The organism is Verticiella sediminum, assembly GCF_007558815.1.
Classification (GTDB): domain Bacteria; phylum Pseudomonadota; class Gammaproteobacteria; order Burkholderiales; family Burkholderiaceae_B; genus Verticiella; species Verticiella sediminum.
On record NZ_VLTJ01000031.1, the window covers coordinates 28,594 to 45,343 of the forward strand.

Genomic DNA, 16,750 nt, shown 5'->3' on the forward strand with positions numbered 1-16,750 from the left:
CGCAGCCATGTGTAAGGGAAATTCAGAAATCACATGGATTGATAAGAACTGCATATGGATAGCCGGGATGCACGTCGGTCGAGACGGCCGGTCAGGACGACATCGACGGCAGATGTTCCGCCAGCGCGGCGTCGAAGGCGCGCATCTCATCCGTCTCGATCGCGCCGCGCCGGGAGATGCGGTAGAAGCCCAGCGGCAGCCGCGGCGGACCCAGCACGTCCATGCGCACGCGGTGGCGCCGGCAGGCCGAGACCGCGAAGGTGGGCACGACCGCCTCGCCGAAGCCGGCCTCGACCATGGAAATCATGGTGGCGAGAAAGCTCACCGGCACCACCTCGCCGGGGGTGATCGCGACCTTGTGCAGGTGAGCATCGATGGCCCGCTGGATCGGGTTGTCGGTGGGCAGGCTGATGAGGGTGGCGCCGCGCAGCGAATTCCAGCTCGCGCGGCCGAGCCGGGTCGGCATGTCCTGGGCCGGGGCGACGCGCATCAGGGGAAACTCGGCGATGCGCCGGCGCACCAGACCCGAGGCCACCTTGAAGAAGAAGCCCATGCCGAGGTCGGCGCTGCCCGACTCGACCATCTCCTGCACCGCGGGCAGGCTGCCGTCGAGCAACTGGATGCGCAGGTGGGGATGCGACTGGCGGAATCGCGCGAGCAACTGGGGCAGCAGGTGGGCCGAGACCAGCGGCGTGGCGGCCACGCGCAGTTGCTCGCGCGCCGCGCGGCCGAGTTCGCCCACCTCGGCGCCGGCGTCGTCGAGCTGGCGCAGCACGCCCTCGGCAACCACCGCGAAGCGCCGCCCGGCGTCGGTGAGCTGGACCGCGCGCGTGGTGCGGTCGAACAGGCGCGCGCCCAGTTGCCGCTCCACCTCGCGCACCAGAATGCTCAAGCCCGCCTGTGTCATGTGCGCCCGCTCGGCCGCCCGCGTAAAGTTGCCCGCCTGCGCGACGTACAGGAATGCACGGATCTGCCGCATCGACAAGTTCATTTGCGTTGCTCCATCGCGGCTGGCGTGCCCCGCGACGCATGAGACCGCGGGGGTGCGATCCAGGGCACAGCCGACCCGGCTCTGCCGGTCCGCCAGTGTCGCCTCCTCGAGGGGGCACGCGTCAGCGCGTAGGGGATGGGTCTCATTTCATTCCTTTATGAATCCATGTGATACCTAAACTTCTCTAATTCATCCTGTCAAGGCCTAATGCGATGCATCCGGTGCTGCGCGGCTAGCGGCACGTTCTGGAACACGATTGCACAGGTGAAGACATGGCAGAACAGATGACGATGGATGCGGACGTGGTGATCGTCGGCGGCGGCCCGGTGGGCGTGGGCCTGGCGATCGAGCTGGGGCAGCGCGGCGTGCGCTGCGTGCTGGTGGAGCGCTACCCGGAGCCGCAGCCGATACCCAAAGGCCAGAACCTGACCCAGCGCACCATGGAGCATTTCCACTTCTGGGGTGCCGAGCCGCAACTGCGCGCCGCGCGCACCATCCCGCCCGAGTACGGCATCGGCGGCCTGACCGCCTACGGCACCCTGCTGGGCGGCTACAGCTACGACTGGCTGCAGCGCGATCTGGTGCAGCCCTTCTATTTCCAGCGCAACGAGCGACTGCCCCAGTACGCCACCGAGGCCGTGCTGCGCGCCCGCCTGGCGCAACTGCCGAGCGTGCAGACCCTGTACGGCTGGCAGGCCGAACAGGTGGGCCAGGACGCCGAAGGCTGCACCGTGACCGTGGCCGAACGCAACGGCGGTGCGCAACGCACCTTGCGCGCCCGCTACGTCGTGGGCTGCGACGGCAGCCGCTCGCTGGTGCGCGAACAGGCCGGCATCGCCCAGAACCTCTCCGATCACGACCGCCTGATGGCCCTGGTCGTGTTCCGTTCGCACCGTTTGCACGAACTGCTCGCGCGCTTTCCGGGCAAGTCCTACTACAACGTGCTGCAGCCCGAGCTGGACGGCTACTGGAAGTTCTTCGGCCGCGTGGACCTGGGCAGCACCTGGTTCTTCCACGCCCCCGTGCCGGTCGGCACCACGCGGGAGAACTTCAACTTCACCACCTACCTGCAGCAGGCCGTCGGCGCCGAGTTCGACGTCGAGTTCCAGCACATCGGCTTCTGGGACTTGCGCTTTGCCGTTGCGCGCAACTACCGCGCCGGCCGCATCTTCGTCGCCGGCGACGCCGCGCACAGCCACCCGCCGTACGGCGGCTACGGCGTGAACACCGGCTTCGAGGACGCGCGCAACCTCGGCTGGAAACTCGCCGCCGCGCTGCAGGGCTGGGGCGGCGAAGCGCTGCTCGACTCCTACGACCAGGAACGACGTCCGGTATTCGAGTCGACCGCGCGCGACTTCATCGCCCGCTCGATCGAGACCGATCGGGAGTTTCTGCACACTTACGACCCCGCACGCGATCGCGCCGCCTTCGAGGCCGCGTGGAACGCGCGCAGCCAGGGCGCGGTGGGCGAAGTGCATGCCTTCGAACCGCATTACGAAGGTTCGGGCGTGGTCGTCGGTTCGCCGGCCGGCGCCCAGGGCGGCAGCGCGGTCGGCAAGCACGCCTTTCCCGCACGACCCGGCCATCACCTCGCCCCGGCCACGCTGGCCGATGGACGCAGCGTGTACGAAGCGTTCGGCGACGGCTACACCTTGCTGGCACTGGATGCGCCGGCCGAGGCCGTGGCGGCATGGTCCGATGCCGCGCGCACGCTGGGCCTGCCCATGACGGTGGTCGAGGACCGCGGTGGCCAGGCGCGCGAGCGGTACGAGGCGCAACTGGTGCTGGTGCGGCCCGACCAGTTCGTGGCGTGGGCGGGGGACGAGGCTGCGGCCGGCGAGGCGTGCACGGTTCTGCAGGCTGCGGCCGGGCTGAACTGAGCAGCCAGCGGCGGCGCGGCAGGTCGGGGCGTTGTCCTGAGGCAAGGCCCGCAGCCGGCGGTCCAGGTCGATGCACAACGGTGCCGGCGTACGGTCCCGCCAGGGAGCTAGGCGCGGAACCACCCCGGAATCTCGCCGCGCCCGGAGGGAATACGCAGCGCTTTCACATAGCTGTACTCGTGCAAGGTCGCTGCGCAGTGCTCCCGCCCGTAGCCGCTCGCCTTCGTGCCGCCGAAAGGCGTGCCCATCATGCCTCTGCGATAGTTGTTCAGGAACACGATGCCGGCCTCGATCTGCCGGGACACGCGCAGGCCTCTGCCGGCATCGGCCGTGTAGACGGCGGCCACCAGGCCGAACTCGGTGCCGTTGGCAAGCGCCACGGCCTCGTGTTCGTCGCCGAAGGGCGTCACGCACACGACCGGCCCGAAGATCTCTTCAGTGAAAGCCGCCATGTGAGGCGTGACGCCGGTCAGCACGGTCGGCGCCACGAAGAACCCGTCCGCGAGGGCCGGATCGGTGGGCAGGTCCGCCTGGGCAGCGATCGCCGCGCCCTCGGCGACGGCCTGCCGGATGTGAGCTAGCACTTTCTGTTGCTGAGGCCGGCTGACCAGCGGGCCGACCTCCGTCTCGGCGTGCAGGCCGTCGCCGACCCGCAGGCCGCGCACGTGCGAGCAGAGTCTGTCCACGAAGCGCGCCATGCAGGTTTCGTGCACGAGGATGCGGGAGGCCGCCGTGCACGCTTCCCCCTTGTTGAAGAAAGCGGCTTCGGCGCAGTCGGCGGCCGCCTGCTCCAGGTCGGCGTCTTCGAATATCACGACGGGGTTCTTGCCGCCCAGTTCGAGCAGGACGGGTACGTGGCGTCCGGCTGCTGCGGCGAGCACCTGCGCGCCGGCGCCGGGCGAGCCCGTGAAGGAGATCTTTCGCACCAGCGGATGGTGCGTCAAGGCGATGCCCGCGGCGGGCCCCGCGCCTGGAACGACGTGCAGCACGTCATCGGGCAGGACGTCGTTGAGCAGTTCGACGATGCGGATCGCGGTCAGCGGCGCCTGTTCGCCCGGTTTCAGCACGACCGTGTTGCCGGCTGCGAGCGCCGGCGCGATCTTGGCGCCGGCATGGATCGGAGGCCAATTGAAGGGAAGGATCGCGGCGACCACGCCGAAGGGTTCGCGCACCGTCGCCGTGTAGAGATTGCCATAGTCGACGAACTCGCCGCCGGGCCGCTCGGCCAGCGCGGCGAAGAACTCGAACGAGGCCACGAGGCTCGTCAGATCCATCCGGAGCGCGTCCTTCATCGGTTTGCCGTTCTCCCGGCACAGCAGTCGTGCCAGCTCTTCCTTGTGTGCGGCCAGCCGTTGCGCTGCGCGCCGCAGGAACTGGGCGCGATCCGCTCCCGTGCGCAGACGCCAGTCCTGGCGGAACGCGGCATCGGCGACGCGCACGGCGCGATCGACTTCGGCTTCGCCGCACCCCTGGACGAGCGCCATCTGTCGTCCCGTCGCCGCTTCTTCCACCGTGAACCGGTCGGCTGTCGATCCGGACGACCATCGGACTCGCACCGGCTCATTTGCACTATCGATCATTTTCCTGCTCCTTGGTTTGGGTTAAACATGTGTTTGGAACTGTTGTATTATCGAATTGTTCCCCCTGGGCTTCAACCGCAAGGAGCATCATGAGCGAGCAGCTCGGCATCGACGACACGCATGATCCAGCCAGGACGAGTTGGGTGGAGGGTAGCGAGCCCGGAGGTGCATTTCCCATTCAGAATCTGCCCTTCTGCACGTTCCTGCTCGAGGGGCGGCCGAGGATGGGGGTCGGGATCGGCGCGGCGGTTCTTGACCTGCAGGCGTTGAACCGAACCGGGCTGCTGGGCTCTGGCGTGGGTGACGCACTGGGCGGGCAGCCGGGCGACCTGCGCCGATTGATGGCGCTGCCGGCCGGCACACGCAGGGAACTGCGGCGACGCTTGTCCGGCGTGCTCTCGATGGGCGCGGACGCCCGCTCGACCGTCCAGGCCTGTCTGCATGAGCCGTCGTCCCTGACGTTCGCGCTCCCCGCGCAGCCCGGCAATTTCACCGACTTCTTTTCGTCGATCCATCACGCGCGCAACGCGGGCGAACTGCGTCGGCCGGGCAACCCGCTGCTGCCCAACTTCCACCATCTGCCGGTGGCCTACCAGGGGCGCGCCTCGACGGTCCGCGTGAGCGACACCGACGTCATCCGGCCCAGCGGCCAAGTGCTTCCGGAAGGCGGAACCGAGCCGGCCTTCGCGCCGACGGCGATGCTGGATTTCGAATGCGAACTCGCGGTCTGGCTGGGCGGCCCGACGCCGCTGGGGCAGCCGGTCCCGCTGTCCGACGCGTGGGCCCATGTCTTCGGCATCGGCCTGCTGAACGACTGGTCGGCGCGGGATATCCAGCTCTGGGAGTCGCAGCCGCTGGGGCCGCTTCTGTCGAAGAGCTTCCTGACGAGTGCTTCGCCCTGGGTGGTGACGGCGTGCGCGCTCGCACCGTTCCGAGTACCCGCCGCGCCGAGGCATCGCGACGCCCCGAGGTTGCTTGCCTACCTGGACGCGCCCGAGGATCGTGCCGCCGGTGGGCTGTCGGTAGACCTGCGGGTAGCGCTCCGGACCCCCGCGATGCGCGCGCGCGGCTTGCCTGCGCAGACGATCGCCACACCGCGCTTCAAGGATCACTACTGGACCATTGCGCAGATGCTGGCGCACCTGACGAGCAATGGTTGCCCGCTGATGCCGGGGGACGTGCTGGGCACCGGCACGGTGTCAGGGCCCGGGCGCGGCGAGCTGGGCTGCCTGCTTGAAATCAACCGGCTGGGCCGCGAATCGCTGCACTTGCCCAGCGGCGAAACCCGCACGTGGCTCGAAGACGGCGACGAGGTGGTGATCGCCGGGGCCTGCAGCGCGGCGGGCTACGTGCCCATTGGCCTGGGCGACGTTCGGGGCCGCGTCGTGCCGCCGCACCACCAACCCCACCCCTGGAGAGACTGGACATCATGACAGCATTCATTCGGCGTATCGTCACCGGCATCGACCGGGAAGGCAGATCCTGCATCGTCGAGGACGGCCGCTCGCCTGCGGAAAGGACCGTCGAGGCACGGCCCGGCTATCGGGTCACCAACCTGTGGTGTACCGCGCGAGGCGCGGCGCTCGACGCGGACGACGCCATCGCCGGCCACCAGGGCGTGCAGCCGCCTGCGGGCGGGACAATCCTGCGGGTGATCGACGTGCCGCCCGAGGCTGCGGATGAGCAGGCGCGACGTGCGGCTGTCGAGGCGACCTTCCGCAGCATGTTTCCCGATGCCCACCGCGACGGTACGGTGAACGCCGCCGCCCATCCGGGCATGCACCAGACTCCCACGGTCGACTATGCGATCGTTCTGGAAGGCGAACTCACGGCGATTCTCGAGGCGGACGAAACCGTGATGCACGCGGGGGACGTCCTCATTCAGCGGGGCACCCAGCACGCCTGGGCCAATCGCTCCGGCCGTCCGGCCAGGATCGCCTTCATCCTCGTCGACCCCTCCTGACCCGTACACGCCGCCGCGTTGCCGTCGCGCGGCGGTGGCGTGCGCTTTTTTTCCGCGCGTACGCTCGCCAAACCGCGCCTAGCGTCAGTACAATCGTTTCCAACGGCTGTTGGGCAACCGGCAGCTTCACGTCTTCGGAAACTGCTCGACAAGGCCGCAGGATGCCCAGGGTACCAGCCAGTTCGGACGGGGCCTCCAGGCTTCGCATCATCGAATCCGCGCTCTCTCTCTTTGCCAGCAAGGGCGTCGACAATGTCTCCTTGCGGGAACTGACCGCGCATGCCGGCGTCAATCTCGCCGCAGTCAACTACCACTTCGGCAGCAAGGAAGGGTTGGCGCAGACCGTTTATGAAGAACTCGCCAAGCGCGTCAACCGCCGCCGGCTCGACGAGCTCGAACGCATCATGGGCGCCGCGGCCGCACAGAAGGCGAGGCCTGTGCTGGAGGATGTCGTGATGAGCTTCGTGCGCCCCTACCTCGCGCCCGACGGCACCGAGGGCGCCTTGCTCGCGCACCTGATCCTGCAGCATCGCCTGTCGCCCACCGACATGACGGCCAAGCTGATGCGCAAGCATTTCGACCCGATGGCCAAGAAGTACATCGCCGCGCTCGCCGCGGCTTGTCCGGAGGTGGAGACGGCCGAGTTCTATTGGCGGTACATGTTCATGGTGAGCACCGTCGTGCTGACCATGACCGACCGGTCGAAGGGAAACCGGCTGGTCAAGCTCTCGGCGGGCTCGGCCGATCCGGCGGATGCCGTCGCGCTCGGCGAGGCCCTGGTGCGATATCTCTGCGGCGCCATGCGCGCACCCGGCTAGGCCACCGGCTGGCGGGATACAGGCAGGTTCCGGCCGATCAGGCGCTGCGCGTTCGCGTGGCAGAGCTGTGCCGTCTCGGCGGCCGTGATGCCCGGCACCGCGGCAAGAAAGCCGTGGATGTCGTACATCCCCATGTCGTACGGGTAATCCGAACCGACGGCGATGCGGTCCGCGCCGACTGTGTCGATGAGATGCCGCAATTGCAGCGGCTCATGGACCACCGAATCGAACCAGAGCCGCTTGAGATAGTCGGAAGGGCGATGCCCGGCGCGGCGGGCATCGGGCCGCACGCAGTAGGCGTGGTCGGTCCGGCCGACATAGCTGGGCAGGTAGCCGCCGCCATGCGCCGCGAGAATGCGCACGTCTGGATACCTGTCCAGCACGCCCGCGAAGATCAGCCGCGATAGCGCGACCGTCGTTTCGAAAGGCTGGCCGACGGCATTGGTCAGGTACGCCGAGTCCAGGCGCGGCCAGGCCGATGTGCCCAGCGGATGGATGAACACCACGCACTGGAGTTCGTTCGCCGCCGCCCAGAAGCTTTCATGGCTGGGGTCGCTGAGCTCGCGTCCCTCGATCGCGGAGGAAACTTCCACCCCCACCAGCCCATGCTCGACAACCGCGCGCCGCAGTTGCGAGACGGCCAGCGCGGGATGCTGGAGCGCAATGTTGCCCAGGGCCATGAAGCGCGTCGGATGCTCGCTGCAGAGAGCTGCCAGCGCCCCGTTCTGCTGTTCGACGATGCGCTGGGCCAGCGGTTCGTCGGCCCAGTAGCAATACTGCCCGGGCGCGGGGCTGAGCAGTTGCATGTCCACACCCATCTCACCCATGTCGGCGAGCCGGCGGCCGGTATCGGTCAGCGGCTCGAGGACCGCGGGGGCCAGTGTGCGTGCGTTGTATGCCGCCGAGTCGGCGCCGAGGGAGCGCGCAGTCTGCGCACGCTCCTCGGCCCGCAGCGGGTGGTCCGCCACCATCCGCTCGACGGCGAGATCCATGACATGCGCGTGTACGTCGACGGTGTAGGCGCGGCTCTGGTTCGGGCGCGGACGCGGGAGGAGGCGACGGAACCCGCCGCCGCAACCGCAGGAGCAGAAGTCGATCAATGGCATGTGGCGCCGGACGCTACTGGGTGAGGTTGATATTCCGGTCCTGGACGAGCTTGGCCCATCCTCCGGCTTCGGCCGTCATGCGGTTCACGATGGCGTCCGGTTCGCTGGTGAGCGGATCGTAGCCGAGATCCTGCAGCCGCTGCTGTACCTGGGGCGTCGCCGCCGCCTTGCGCAGCTCCGCGGCGAGTCGCTCGGCGATGGCGGGCGGCGTGTCGGCACGTACCCAGATCGCGTGCCAGCCGAATACCGGCTCGCCGCTCCCGAGCTCGCCGAGCGTGGGCACGTCGGGCAGTGACCGATGCCGCTGCGTGCCCGTATAGGCAAGCGCCTTCACGGCGCCCGCCTGGATATGGGGAAGCGCCGTGCCCACAGGCTCGATGAGCAGAGAGATATGGCCGGCGATGAGGTCGGTCAGCGCACCGCCCTTGTAGGGAATGTGGGCCATGTCGAGGCCGTTGCGCTCGGCGACCATCTCCATGGCCAGGTGGGGCAGGCTGCCGGCGCCGTATGACCCGTAGTTGACCTGGCCGGGATGGCCCTTCACGTGGGCTACGAGCGCGGCGAAATCCTCTGCAGGAAAGCCCTTGGTCGCGATCAGCACCAGGCCCTGCTGCAAGGTCGTGCCCACCGGTTTGAACGCGTCCAGGGGCTGGCGCACGAAGTCCGGCCGTGCATCCGGCGTGCCCATCGACACGAGCGGGTTGACCGAGAAGACGTTGTTCACCGCATAGAGCAGCGTGTGGCCGTCCGCGGGCGACCGATGCACTTCGGCCATCGCGATGACCGAGCCGATGCCCGTCTTGTTCTCCACCACGACCGGGGTTCCCAGCGAATCGCCGAGTGCCGAGGCAAACAATCGCCCGACGACGTCGGGAGGCGTGCCGGGCGCGCCCGACATCACCAGGCGGATCGGCTGCGAAGGCCATGAGGTCTGCGCAGCAGCGAGCGCCGCCGTGCTGAGCAGGCACAGGAAGAGGAGGGGGCGTAGCAGTCTGCGCATGGTGTAAAACATCCAATTGGAACGGTTGTTTGATTTTTACTCCAAGTGCGTCGAAGCGACATAGGGGTTTGTACGGTTCTGCGCTGTCGCGCGATCTGCGCTTTTCGGACGAAGCCTACGACGATCATGGCCGCGGCATGGCAACGACGAAGACCATGTGGCGTTGCAAATGCCCGATCCGCACGACGGGGACATCGTGGCGGGCCGCCTATGGCGCATGGTATCGGCGCCATCGCTCAACCGCGTGCGGTGTACAAACCCCGCCGACGATCCTACAATCCGCACCCATGAACTCCCACTGGACTCTTCTGCAGCCACGCAAGAGCGCACCTCCCTCGAGGAGGGCGGCGCGTGCGCCGCAGAAGTGCAGTCCCGCCGCCGTCAGGCCTGCCGTCCGGCGGGCGGCAGGCGCTCGCCGGGTTGCGGTACTTGCCGCACATGATTGAGCCCGGCGACCTTCTCCTTCTTCCCAAGCGCAATTCCCTGGTCGCCGGGCATCCACCCGCGTGATTCGTGGCGTCCGTACGCAACGGCGCCGCGCTCGCGCCCGCCCAGCACCGCTGCCGGCGGGCGAGCAAGGACTCGCATGGACATCACCAAGGCCTTCATCAAGGCCAAACAACCCTGCACGGACGGTTTTCGTTGGTACGTCCGCAACGCCCGGCAGGATAGTACCTACCAGGAGCTGCTCGACGCGCTGGTGCAGGCCGGGCGCGTCCAGGATGCCTGCTGGCTGCTGGAGCAGTTCGGTCCCACCGACGCGGTGCTGGCGCTCGACACCCTGGAAGCCGGCGACTTCGTCTTTGCCGGTACATTGCAGGTGCGTCGCGGCATCGACGTCGACGGTGTGCTGATGACTGGCCGCGGTATTCGTGCCGGCGGCGGCGTGCGTGTCGGCGAGAACCTCGGCGCCGGCGGCGACGTGGTGTGCGACGGTGCGCTGATCTGCGGCGGCGCGCTCAAGGCCGAAGGGCGGCTGCAGGCCGCGTGGAGCATCCAGGTCGGCGGCGAGCTCGACTGCGAGGACCTGCGCGTGGGGTGGGACCTTGAATGCGAGAAGTCCGCGACCGTGCGCGGTCATGCCCGCATCGGCCAGGTGGTGCGGGCGGGCGGCGGCCTGCATTGCGCGAAGAATCTGCAGGCCGGCGGCGGCATCGAGTGCGTCGGCGATCTCAGCGCCGGCCAGGGCATCGAGGCCGGCGACCTGCTGCAAGGGGGCGGGCACGTACGCGCCGGCTGGGGCATCAAGGTCCGCGGCGACCTGCTGGCCGCGGGCGCCATCCGCGCAGGCGAAAGCCTGTGTGCCGAAGGCGAGATCCGCGCCGGGGAAGGCTACGGCGTGTACGCCGGTCTGGACGTGCGCGTCCAGGTCTGGGAAGACAGCGCCCGCGTGCATGCCAGTCGTCTGCCCGAGGCGCTGCGCAGCGGCTGCTGGGCAGGGCCATTGTATTGACCGCAAGCCTGGGGGACGAGCCGTCCTCGACGGTAGGGCGTTCCGGCCACGGCGCTCGTCCGAGCCTCACGACGCCTCCAGCGCGCCTATCTGCCTGGCAGCCAGGCGGCATTGCTTTACGAGCATTCCGATTCGGTCCTCCTGCATGCGCGAACTGATGGCGGCGATGCTGATCGCAAGATAGGGGTAACCAGCGGCAGAAGGAATGGCAAATCCGATGCCCGTCACGCCCGGTGTGATGAGCCCATTGCTTACGGCGTATCCATCGACGCGGGCTTGCTCGGCACGTCTTTCGATGATCGAGCCGTCGAGGCCTGAGCGGGTCAACGCGGCTTCGTTGCGTTCCAGGACCTCGCTCAGCTCGGCACGAGGTAGTGCGGCCAGAAGAGCAAGCCCTGCAGCGCCGATGCCCAAGGGCCGCCGAGCGCCGAGTTCGAAGGTGCGTGCGCGGATGGGGAAGGCGCCCTCTTCGATGGCGACACATACCACCTCGTCCCCGCTGCGCATCGTGAGATAGGCGGTGTCGTCGGTCGCATCGGCCAGGCGCTTGAGGACCGGGCGCAGGCGGTCGATGCGTTTCACGGGGCTCGGCGTCGCCAAGCCGAACTCGTAGAGCAGAGGCCCGAGGAAGTAGCGCTTCGTGGAAGGCTCCTGTGCGAGTGCGCGCTCGGCGCACAGCCGCTTGAGAATTCGGTGCACCGTCGGGCGAGCCACGCCGGACCGACTTGCCAGATCGAGCAGCCGCGCCCCTGTGTGGCCATGCATGGCCACCAGGCGCAGCAGTTCCATTGCTCGCTCCACGCTTTGTGCGCCGGCGCTCGCCTCGGTAGGTTCACCCGCGTGGTCCATTATATGGACTCCTGAAAAAGAAACTGTTCGAGATCGATCATGAACCGTATCTTATCGGCTCAAGCCACTCAACGTCCATATAACGGACTTAGGAAATGGACTACCAGCACATTCTCGTCGAGCATCCGGCGGACGGCGTGCGGCGCATCTCTCTGAACCGCCCGCAACTGCGCAATGCCCAGAGCAAAGATCTGCTCATCGAGCTCGACCACGCCCTGCTCGCTGCGGAAAGGGCGCCAGACGTACGCGTGGTCATCCTTGGCGCGACAGGGCCCCATTTTTCGTCCGGCCACGACCTCAAGTCAGCCAAGGTTGAGCGACCCAATCCCACCGTCGAAGAGCGTTGGGAATACGAAGAAGTTCACTTCTACGAATACTGCCTTCGCCTCCACGACCTGAAAAAGCCGACGATCGCCCAAGTACAGGGCGCATGCATCGCGGGCGGCTTCATGATTGCCAACATGTGCGATCTCATCGTCTGCTCGGAAGACGCCTACTTCTGGGACCCGGTAGCCCATTCGATGGGCACCGCCAGCCTGGAGGTGCTGGTGCATCCCTGGATCATGAGCATGCGCAAGGCGAAGGAGCTGCTCTATACCGGTTGCAAGCTGGGTGCGGCGCAAGCCGAGGCGATGGGGATGATCAACAAGGTCGTCCCGCGCGATGAACTCGAGGCCGCCACGCTCGAAATGGCCAAGACCATCGCCTTGGCGCCGCCTTTCGGCATGCGTCTGGTGAAGCGCAGCCTGAACCGCACCTGGGATGCGCAGGGCTTCCGGACCGCGCTGACCGCCCACTTCGACGCGCACCAGTTGTCCCATGTGACCAAGGAGTTCCAGGATCATCTCAAGCGGGGTCTGGACTCGACCATCCAGCGAGCCAAGGAGATGCCGCGGTGAGCACGGAGCGCAGGAACCTGGATGGGCTCGTGAAGCCTCGGTCGCTCGTCGTGATCGGCGCTTCGAACGATGCCACGCGTATTGGCGGCCGGCCGTTGTATCTGGCCCGGGAGTTCGGCTTCGAAGGAAACGTGTGCGGCGTCAATCCGAAATACGCCGAGGTGCTCGGATTTCCCTGCTACCCCGCTCTGGCGTCGGTGCCCTATACGCCGGAGCTGGCCATCGTCGCGCTGGCTGCCAAGGACGTGCTGGGCGCCTTGTCGAGCTGCGTCGACAAGGGGGTCAAGGCTGCTGTGGTCTTTGCCGGTGGATTCGCGGAAACGGGGACGGTTGAAGGCCGCCGGCTCCAGGAAGACATCGCGGAACTATGCAGGAAAACGGGGCTGCTGGTCGCAGGCCCGAACGGGATCGGGTTGATCAACGTTGCCAACAAGAGTTACGCCACCTTCATGAGCGCGGTGCTCGACGCGCGCCCTGTGCTGGGCGGCGTTGCGGTCGTTGCACAGAGCGGCGGCGCCTGCATCGCCGTGCATAACAGTCTGCACGCCCGGTCCGTGGGCGAGAACTACATCCTGAATACAGGCAACGAAGCCTGCGTCGGATTCTCGGAATATGTGGGGTACGTTGCTGCCGACCCGTCGACCAAGGTCGTGGCCGGCTATATCGAAGGGCTGGACGGGTCCGACGGCTTCGTCGAGAAGATGATCGAGCTGCGTGAGCGGAATTTGCCGACGGTGCTCTACAAGGTCGGCGAGACGCCTGCCGGCGCAGAGGCTGCGGCATCGCACACGGCGCGGATGGCCGGCTCCCATGGCGTCTTCAAGGCTGCCCTTCGCCAATTGGGCGCGATGCGTGCGGACGATATGGAGCAACTGGCCGAACTCGCCTATCTGGCCCAGTTCTCTCACCGAACGGCTGGCCTGAAGGTCGGCATCCTCACCACATCGGGCGCTTTTGCAGCCATCCTCACGGACAAGTTCGTGGGCGCCGGCTTGAGCGTGCCCCGGCTGTCCGACGCAGCGCAAGCCGCGCTGCGACCGCATCTTCCCGCCATTGCCACCGTGGTGAACCCCGTGGACATCACCGCCAACGTCGTCAATTCTCCCGACGGCTTCGAGGATGCTCTCGCAACCATGCTCCGCACGGACGAACTCGACGTCGTCGTCTTTTTCTCCACGGCTAACCTGATCGATGGATTGACCCCGCAAATGGTCAGAGCAGCGGGCGCCTCAAGCAAGCTCCTGTGCGTGCTGGTGACCGGGCAGACCAGGCGCGTGGGCGATCTGGAGGCGGCCGGCATTCCCGTCTTCCGGGACACCGGCCGCGGTGCGAGCGCTGTCGCCAGCATGGCGCACTGGAATGTTCAGAAGGAGACGTGGAAGCATTGGCCACGCCCCGTGTCGCCGCAACCAGCGCGCCGCATGAGCGTTGCGGGCGTACTCGACCAGGCGCGAGCCGGCGGACGCACGAGTCTCGACGAAAAAGAGGGCAAGGAGATCCTCGCGCGCTACGGCATCCCAGTCCCTGCCGAAGCGGCGGCGACGCATCCGGACGAAGCGGAGCAACTTGCCGAAGACATCGGCTATCCGGTCGTTCTGAAGGTGCTGTCACCCGATATCGTGCACAAATCCGACGTCGGCGGAGTCAAGCTCTCCCTGGCAAATCGCGCAGAGGTCAGGCAAGCCTACGCGCAGATCATGGCAAGCGTGTCCGCTCGCCTGCCGTCGGCCGATATCCAGGGCGTACTGGTCCAGCAACAGGCGGCCCGGGGCGTCGAGCTGCTCGTGTCTTGCACGGTTGATCCTCTGTTCGGGCCGGTCCTCACGGTTGCCGCGGGCGGCCTGCAGGCAGAACTGATCGCGGACGTGGCGCAGCGCCTGCTTCCCATTTCCAAGGAAGAGGCCGGTGAGCTGCTGGCCGAACTGAAGAGCTATCCCTTGCTGACGGGGTACCGGGGGGCACCCGCCGCCAACCTGGATGCGGTGGCCGAGCTTCTTGCATCCATGTCCGAGATGGCCGTGGAGCTCAAGGACGACATCTCCGAGATTGAAGTCAATCCCGTCATCGTGCAGCCCGGCGCCGCCATGGGTGGTGTTCTTGCCGTGGATTGCGTGGTCAGACTGAGCTAACAGCATGTATATCGATTTCAGCAGCAAGCCGCCGACGCCCGAGTTCCAGGACAAGGGAAGCCACATGGCCAACTACAACCGCGTCTACCAGGCGACCAAGGGAGCGGTCAGCGCCGCTCGCGAGCAGTCCGATGCTTCGGCGTTGGCTCAGTATCTGGATGCGTATGAGCGTACGGGCGCCAAGCACGTCGTCCTCAAAGGGCGCGATCTCGAGAGCACATACGGATTCAAGGTCTCCAACGAAGACGTCGCCGCGTTCTGCACGCGGCACGGGCCGCGGTTCATCGGCTATGCGGGGGTCGACCCGAACAAGGGCATGGCAGCCATTCGAGACCTCGAGCACGCTGTCAGGAATCTTGGCATGAGGGGATGCAATCTTCCCTGCTTCGAACTGAAGCTGGCCATCAACGACCCCAGGATGTACCCGGTGTACGCCAAGTGCATCGAGCTCGATGTCCCCGTGGTGCTGCATTGCGGCGTCAATTTCTCCGTGTCCTCGCCCATCAGGAACAGCCATCCTCAGTTGCTGGATGATGTGATGGTGCACTTCCCGGAACTGCGCGTCATTGCGGCGCCACCCGGGTGGCCCTGGGTGCAGGAGCTCATCGCCGTGGCCTGGCGCCATAAGAACGTCTTCATTGCGCTCGCGGCTGTGCGCCCCAAGTACCTGGCAACCGCGAACAGCGGATACGAGCCCCTTCTTCAATACGGCACCTCCATTCTCAAAGACCGGATCATTTTCGGCTCCGCATTTCCGCTCATGCCTGTGGAGCAGGCTCTGGATGATCTGGACAGCCTGCCCATCAGCGACGACGTGAAGCGCAAATGGCTGCATGACAACGCAGCCAGGGCCCTGGGTCTGGCCTAGAGCCGGCTAACGCTAAGGCCCCTGGTGCGTTCGGCCCTGGCGCTTCCTCTTCCCGTCGACACCAAAACCTCCCTTGGAGACATTAAGTGAACCTGGCGTCATTGCGCAGCGTGATCGCTCGCGCCCTCATCCTCGTAGCGGGCGTTTCCAGCTCGGCCGCTCATGTCGTCGCCTCCGCCGACGAGGCGTATCCCGCGCGGCCTGTGAAGGTCGTCGTGGGCTATACGCCGGGCGGCTCCACCGACACCGTTGCCCGTCTGCTTGCGACGAGTCTGCAGCAACAGCACAACCAAGCGTTCATCGTGGACAACCGGCCTGGCGCGGGAGGCTTGCTGGGCGCGCAGGCGGTGGTAAATGCCGCTCCCGATGGCTACACGCTGCTGATGGCCATCAGCAGTCATACCATCCTGCCGTCCGTACAGAAGAAGATGCCCTACGACACCGCGACTGACTTCGCGCCCATCGCGACGCTCGGGACATCGCCCAACATGCTGGTGGTCCCCGCCGATTCCGAATGGAAGTCCCTGGCGGATTTCATCGCGGCAGCAAAGGCGTCCCCGGGAACCATCAGCTACGCGACGCCAGGCATCGGGACGACGACCCACGTGACGGCAGCCATGCTCGAGCACGCCTCGGGTATTGAACTCAATCACATCCCGTACAAGGGCTCCAGCGAGGTGATGCAGGCTGTGCTGTCCAAGCAGGTCCCGATCGCGGTGGCTTCCATCATCACGGCCGGCCACGCCATCCGTGATGGCCGCCTGCGTGCATTGGCGGTCGTCGGCAGCCAGCGCTCGCCACTATTGCCCGATGTCCCGACGTTCGAGGAACAGGGTGTCGAGGGCGTGCTTGGCGACAACTGGCTCGGCCTGCTGGCCCCCGCGCATACACCGCAGCCCATCGTCGCCGAGTTGGAAGACACCATCGAAAGCCTGCTGGCAAAGCCCGAGATCCAGGACAGCCTGCGCTTGCAGGGAGTCGCGCCCCAGTTCGGGACGAGCGAAGATTTCGGCAACGTTATTGCGAACGAACTGAAGGCTTATGCAGAGCTTGCCAAGACAACAACGCTCACGATGGATTGAGCGGTTCCCACCAGCAACGACGGCGCTCGCCGATTGCCCGACCTGAAGTTGACGTTTTTGGCCGAGCAGGGCCGGCTTTGAGGGCGATCTCGAGTCTGGCACTCGGATCGCCGGAACCGGCGTCGCCGCGCG

14 protein-coding genes are annotated in these 16,750 nt (G+C 66.7%); 9 read left to right on the forward strand and 5 right to left on the reverse strand.

Going from position 1 to position 16,750, the window contains the following annotated elements; genetic code table 11:
• Window positions 1-91 precede the first annotated feature (91 nt).
• On the reverse strand, window positions 92-991 hold the full coding sequence (locus tag FOZ76_RS17555) for a LysR family transcriptional regulator (RefSeq protein WP_143949589.1): 900 nt from the start codon (window positions 989-991) through the stop codon (window positions 92-94).
• A 272-nt stretch (window positions 992-1,263) separates the two neighbouring features.
• On the opposite strand from FOZ76_RS17555, the gene FOZ76_RS17560 reads away from it, so the two are divergent.
• Window positions 1,264-2,871, forward strand: coding sequence for an FAD-dependent oxidoreductase (locus FOZ76_RS17560; protein ID WP_143949590.1), 1,608 nt, complete (start codon window positions 1,264-1,266; stop codon window positions 2,869-2,871).
• 107 nt (window positions 2,872-2,978) lie between these two features.
• Here the strand turns inward: FOZ76_RS17560 and FOZ76_RS17565 are convergent, their stop codons facing one another.
• On the reverse strand, window positions 2,979-4,451 hold the full coding sequence (locus FOZ76_RS17565; protein ID WP_143949591.1) for an aldehyde dehydrogenase family protein: 1,473 nt from the start codon (window positions 4,449-4,451) through the stop codon (window positions 2,979-2,981).
• Between the two features lie 89 nt (window positions 4,452-4,540).
• Between FOZ76_RS17565 and fahA the strand changes: the two genes are divergently transcribed.
• The 3 genes from fahA (at window position 4,541) to FOZ76_RS17580 (ending at window position 7,232) form a co-directional block, all read left to right on the forward strand.
• On the forward strand, window positions 4,541-5,884 hold the full coding sequence (fahA, locus tag FOZ76_RS17570; protein ID WP_143949592.1) for a fumarylacetoacetase: 1,344 nt from the start codon (window positions 4,541-4,543) through the stop codon (window positions 5,882-5,884).
• On the forward strand, window positions 5,881-6,414 hold the full coding sequence (locus FOZ76_RS17575; RefSeq protein WP_143949593.1) for a cupin domain-containing protein: 534 nt from the start codon (window positions 5,881-5,883) through the stop codon (window positions 6,412-6,414). The genes fahA and FOZ76_RS17575 overlap by 4 nt, the downstream gene beginning before the upstream one ends.
• Before the next feature lie 161 nt (window positions 6,415-6,575).
• On the forward strand, window positions 6,576-7,232 hold the full coding sequence (locus FOZ76_RS17580) for a TetR/AcrR family transcriptional regulator (protein ID WP_143949594.1): 657 nt from the start codon (window positions 6,576-6,578) through the stop codon (window positions 7,230-7,232).
• Here FOZ76_RS17580 and FOZ76_RS17585 read toward each other — a convergent pair.
• Window positions 7,229-8,338, reverse strand: a complete 1,110-nt coding sequence (locus FOZ76_RS17585; RefSeq protein ID WP_143949595.1) for an amidohydrolase family protein — start codon at window positions 8,336-8,338, stop codon at window positions 7,229-7,231. The genes FOZ76_RS17580 and FOZ76_RS17585 overlap by 4 nt on opposite strands.
• Window positions 8,339-8,351: 13 nt before the next feature.
• Window positions 8,352-9,338, reverse strand: a complete 987-nt coding sequence (locus FOZ76_RS17590; protein WP_170235516.1) for a Bug family tripartite tricarboxylate transporter substrate binding protein — start codon at window positions 9,336-9,338, stop codon at window positions 8,352-8,354.
• A 586-nt stretch (window positions 9,339-9,924) separates the two neighbouring features.
• On the opposite strand from FOZ76_RS17590, the gene FOZ76_RS17595 reads away from it, so the two are divergent.
• Window positions 9,925-10,791: a hypothetical protein gene (locus FOZ76_RS17595; RefSeq protein ID WP_143949597.1), complete on the forward strand. Its 867-nt coding sequence runs from the start codon at window positions 9,925-9,927 to the stop codon at window positions 10,789-10,791.
• 66 nt (window positions 10,792-10,857) lie between these two features.
• On the opposite strand, the gene FOZ76_RS17600 is transcribed toward FOZ76_RS17595, so the two are convergent.
• Window positions 10,858-11,640, reverse strand: coding sequence for an IclR family transcriptional regulator (locus FOZ76_RS17600; RefSeq protein WP_143949598.1), 783 nt, complete (start codon window positions 11,638-11,640; stop codon window positions 10,858-10,860).
• A gap of 95 nt (window positions 11,641-11,735) precedes the next feature.
• On the opposite strand from FOZ76_RS17600, the gene FOZ76_RS17605 reads away from it, so the two are divergent.
• From FOZ76_RS17605 to FOZ76_RS17620, 4 genes are all read left to right on the forward strand, one after another.
• On the forward strand, window positions 11,736-12,539 hold the full coding sequence (locus FOZ76_RS17605) for an enoyl-CoA hydratase (protein ID WP_143949599.1): 804 nt from the start codon (window positions 11,736-11,738) through the stop codon (window positions 12,537-12,539).
• Window positions 12,536-14,668 (forward strand): acetate--CoA ligase family protein, encoded by a 2,133-nt coding sequence (locus FOZ76_RS17610; RefSeq protein ID WP_143949600.1) that lies wholly within the window; start codon window positions 12,536-12,538, stop codon window positions 14,666-14,668. Before FOZ76_RS17605 ends, FOZ76_RS17610 begins: the two co-directional genes overlap by 4 nt.
• Window positions 14,669-14,672: 4 nt before the next feature.
• Window positions 14,673-15,536, forward strand: a complete 864-nt coding sequence (locus FOZ76_RS17615) for an amidohydrolase family protein (protein WP_143949601.1) — start codon at window positions 14,673-14,675, stop codon at window positions 15,534-15,536.
• A gap of 86 nt (window positions 15,537-15,622) precedes the next feature.
• Complete coding sequence (locus FOZ76_RS17620) at window positions 15,623-16,618, forward strand: Bug family tripartite tricarboxylate transporter substrate binding protein (RefSeq protein WP_143949602.1); 996 nt, start codon at window positions 15,623-15,625, stop codon at window positions 16,616-16,618.
• Window positions 16,619-16,750: the final 132 nt, after the last annotated feature.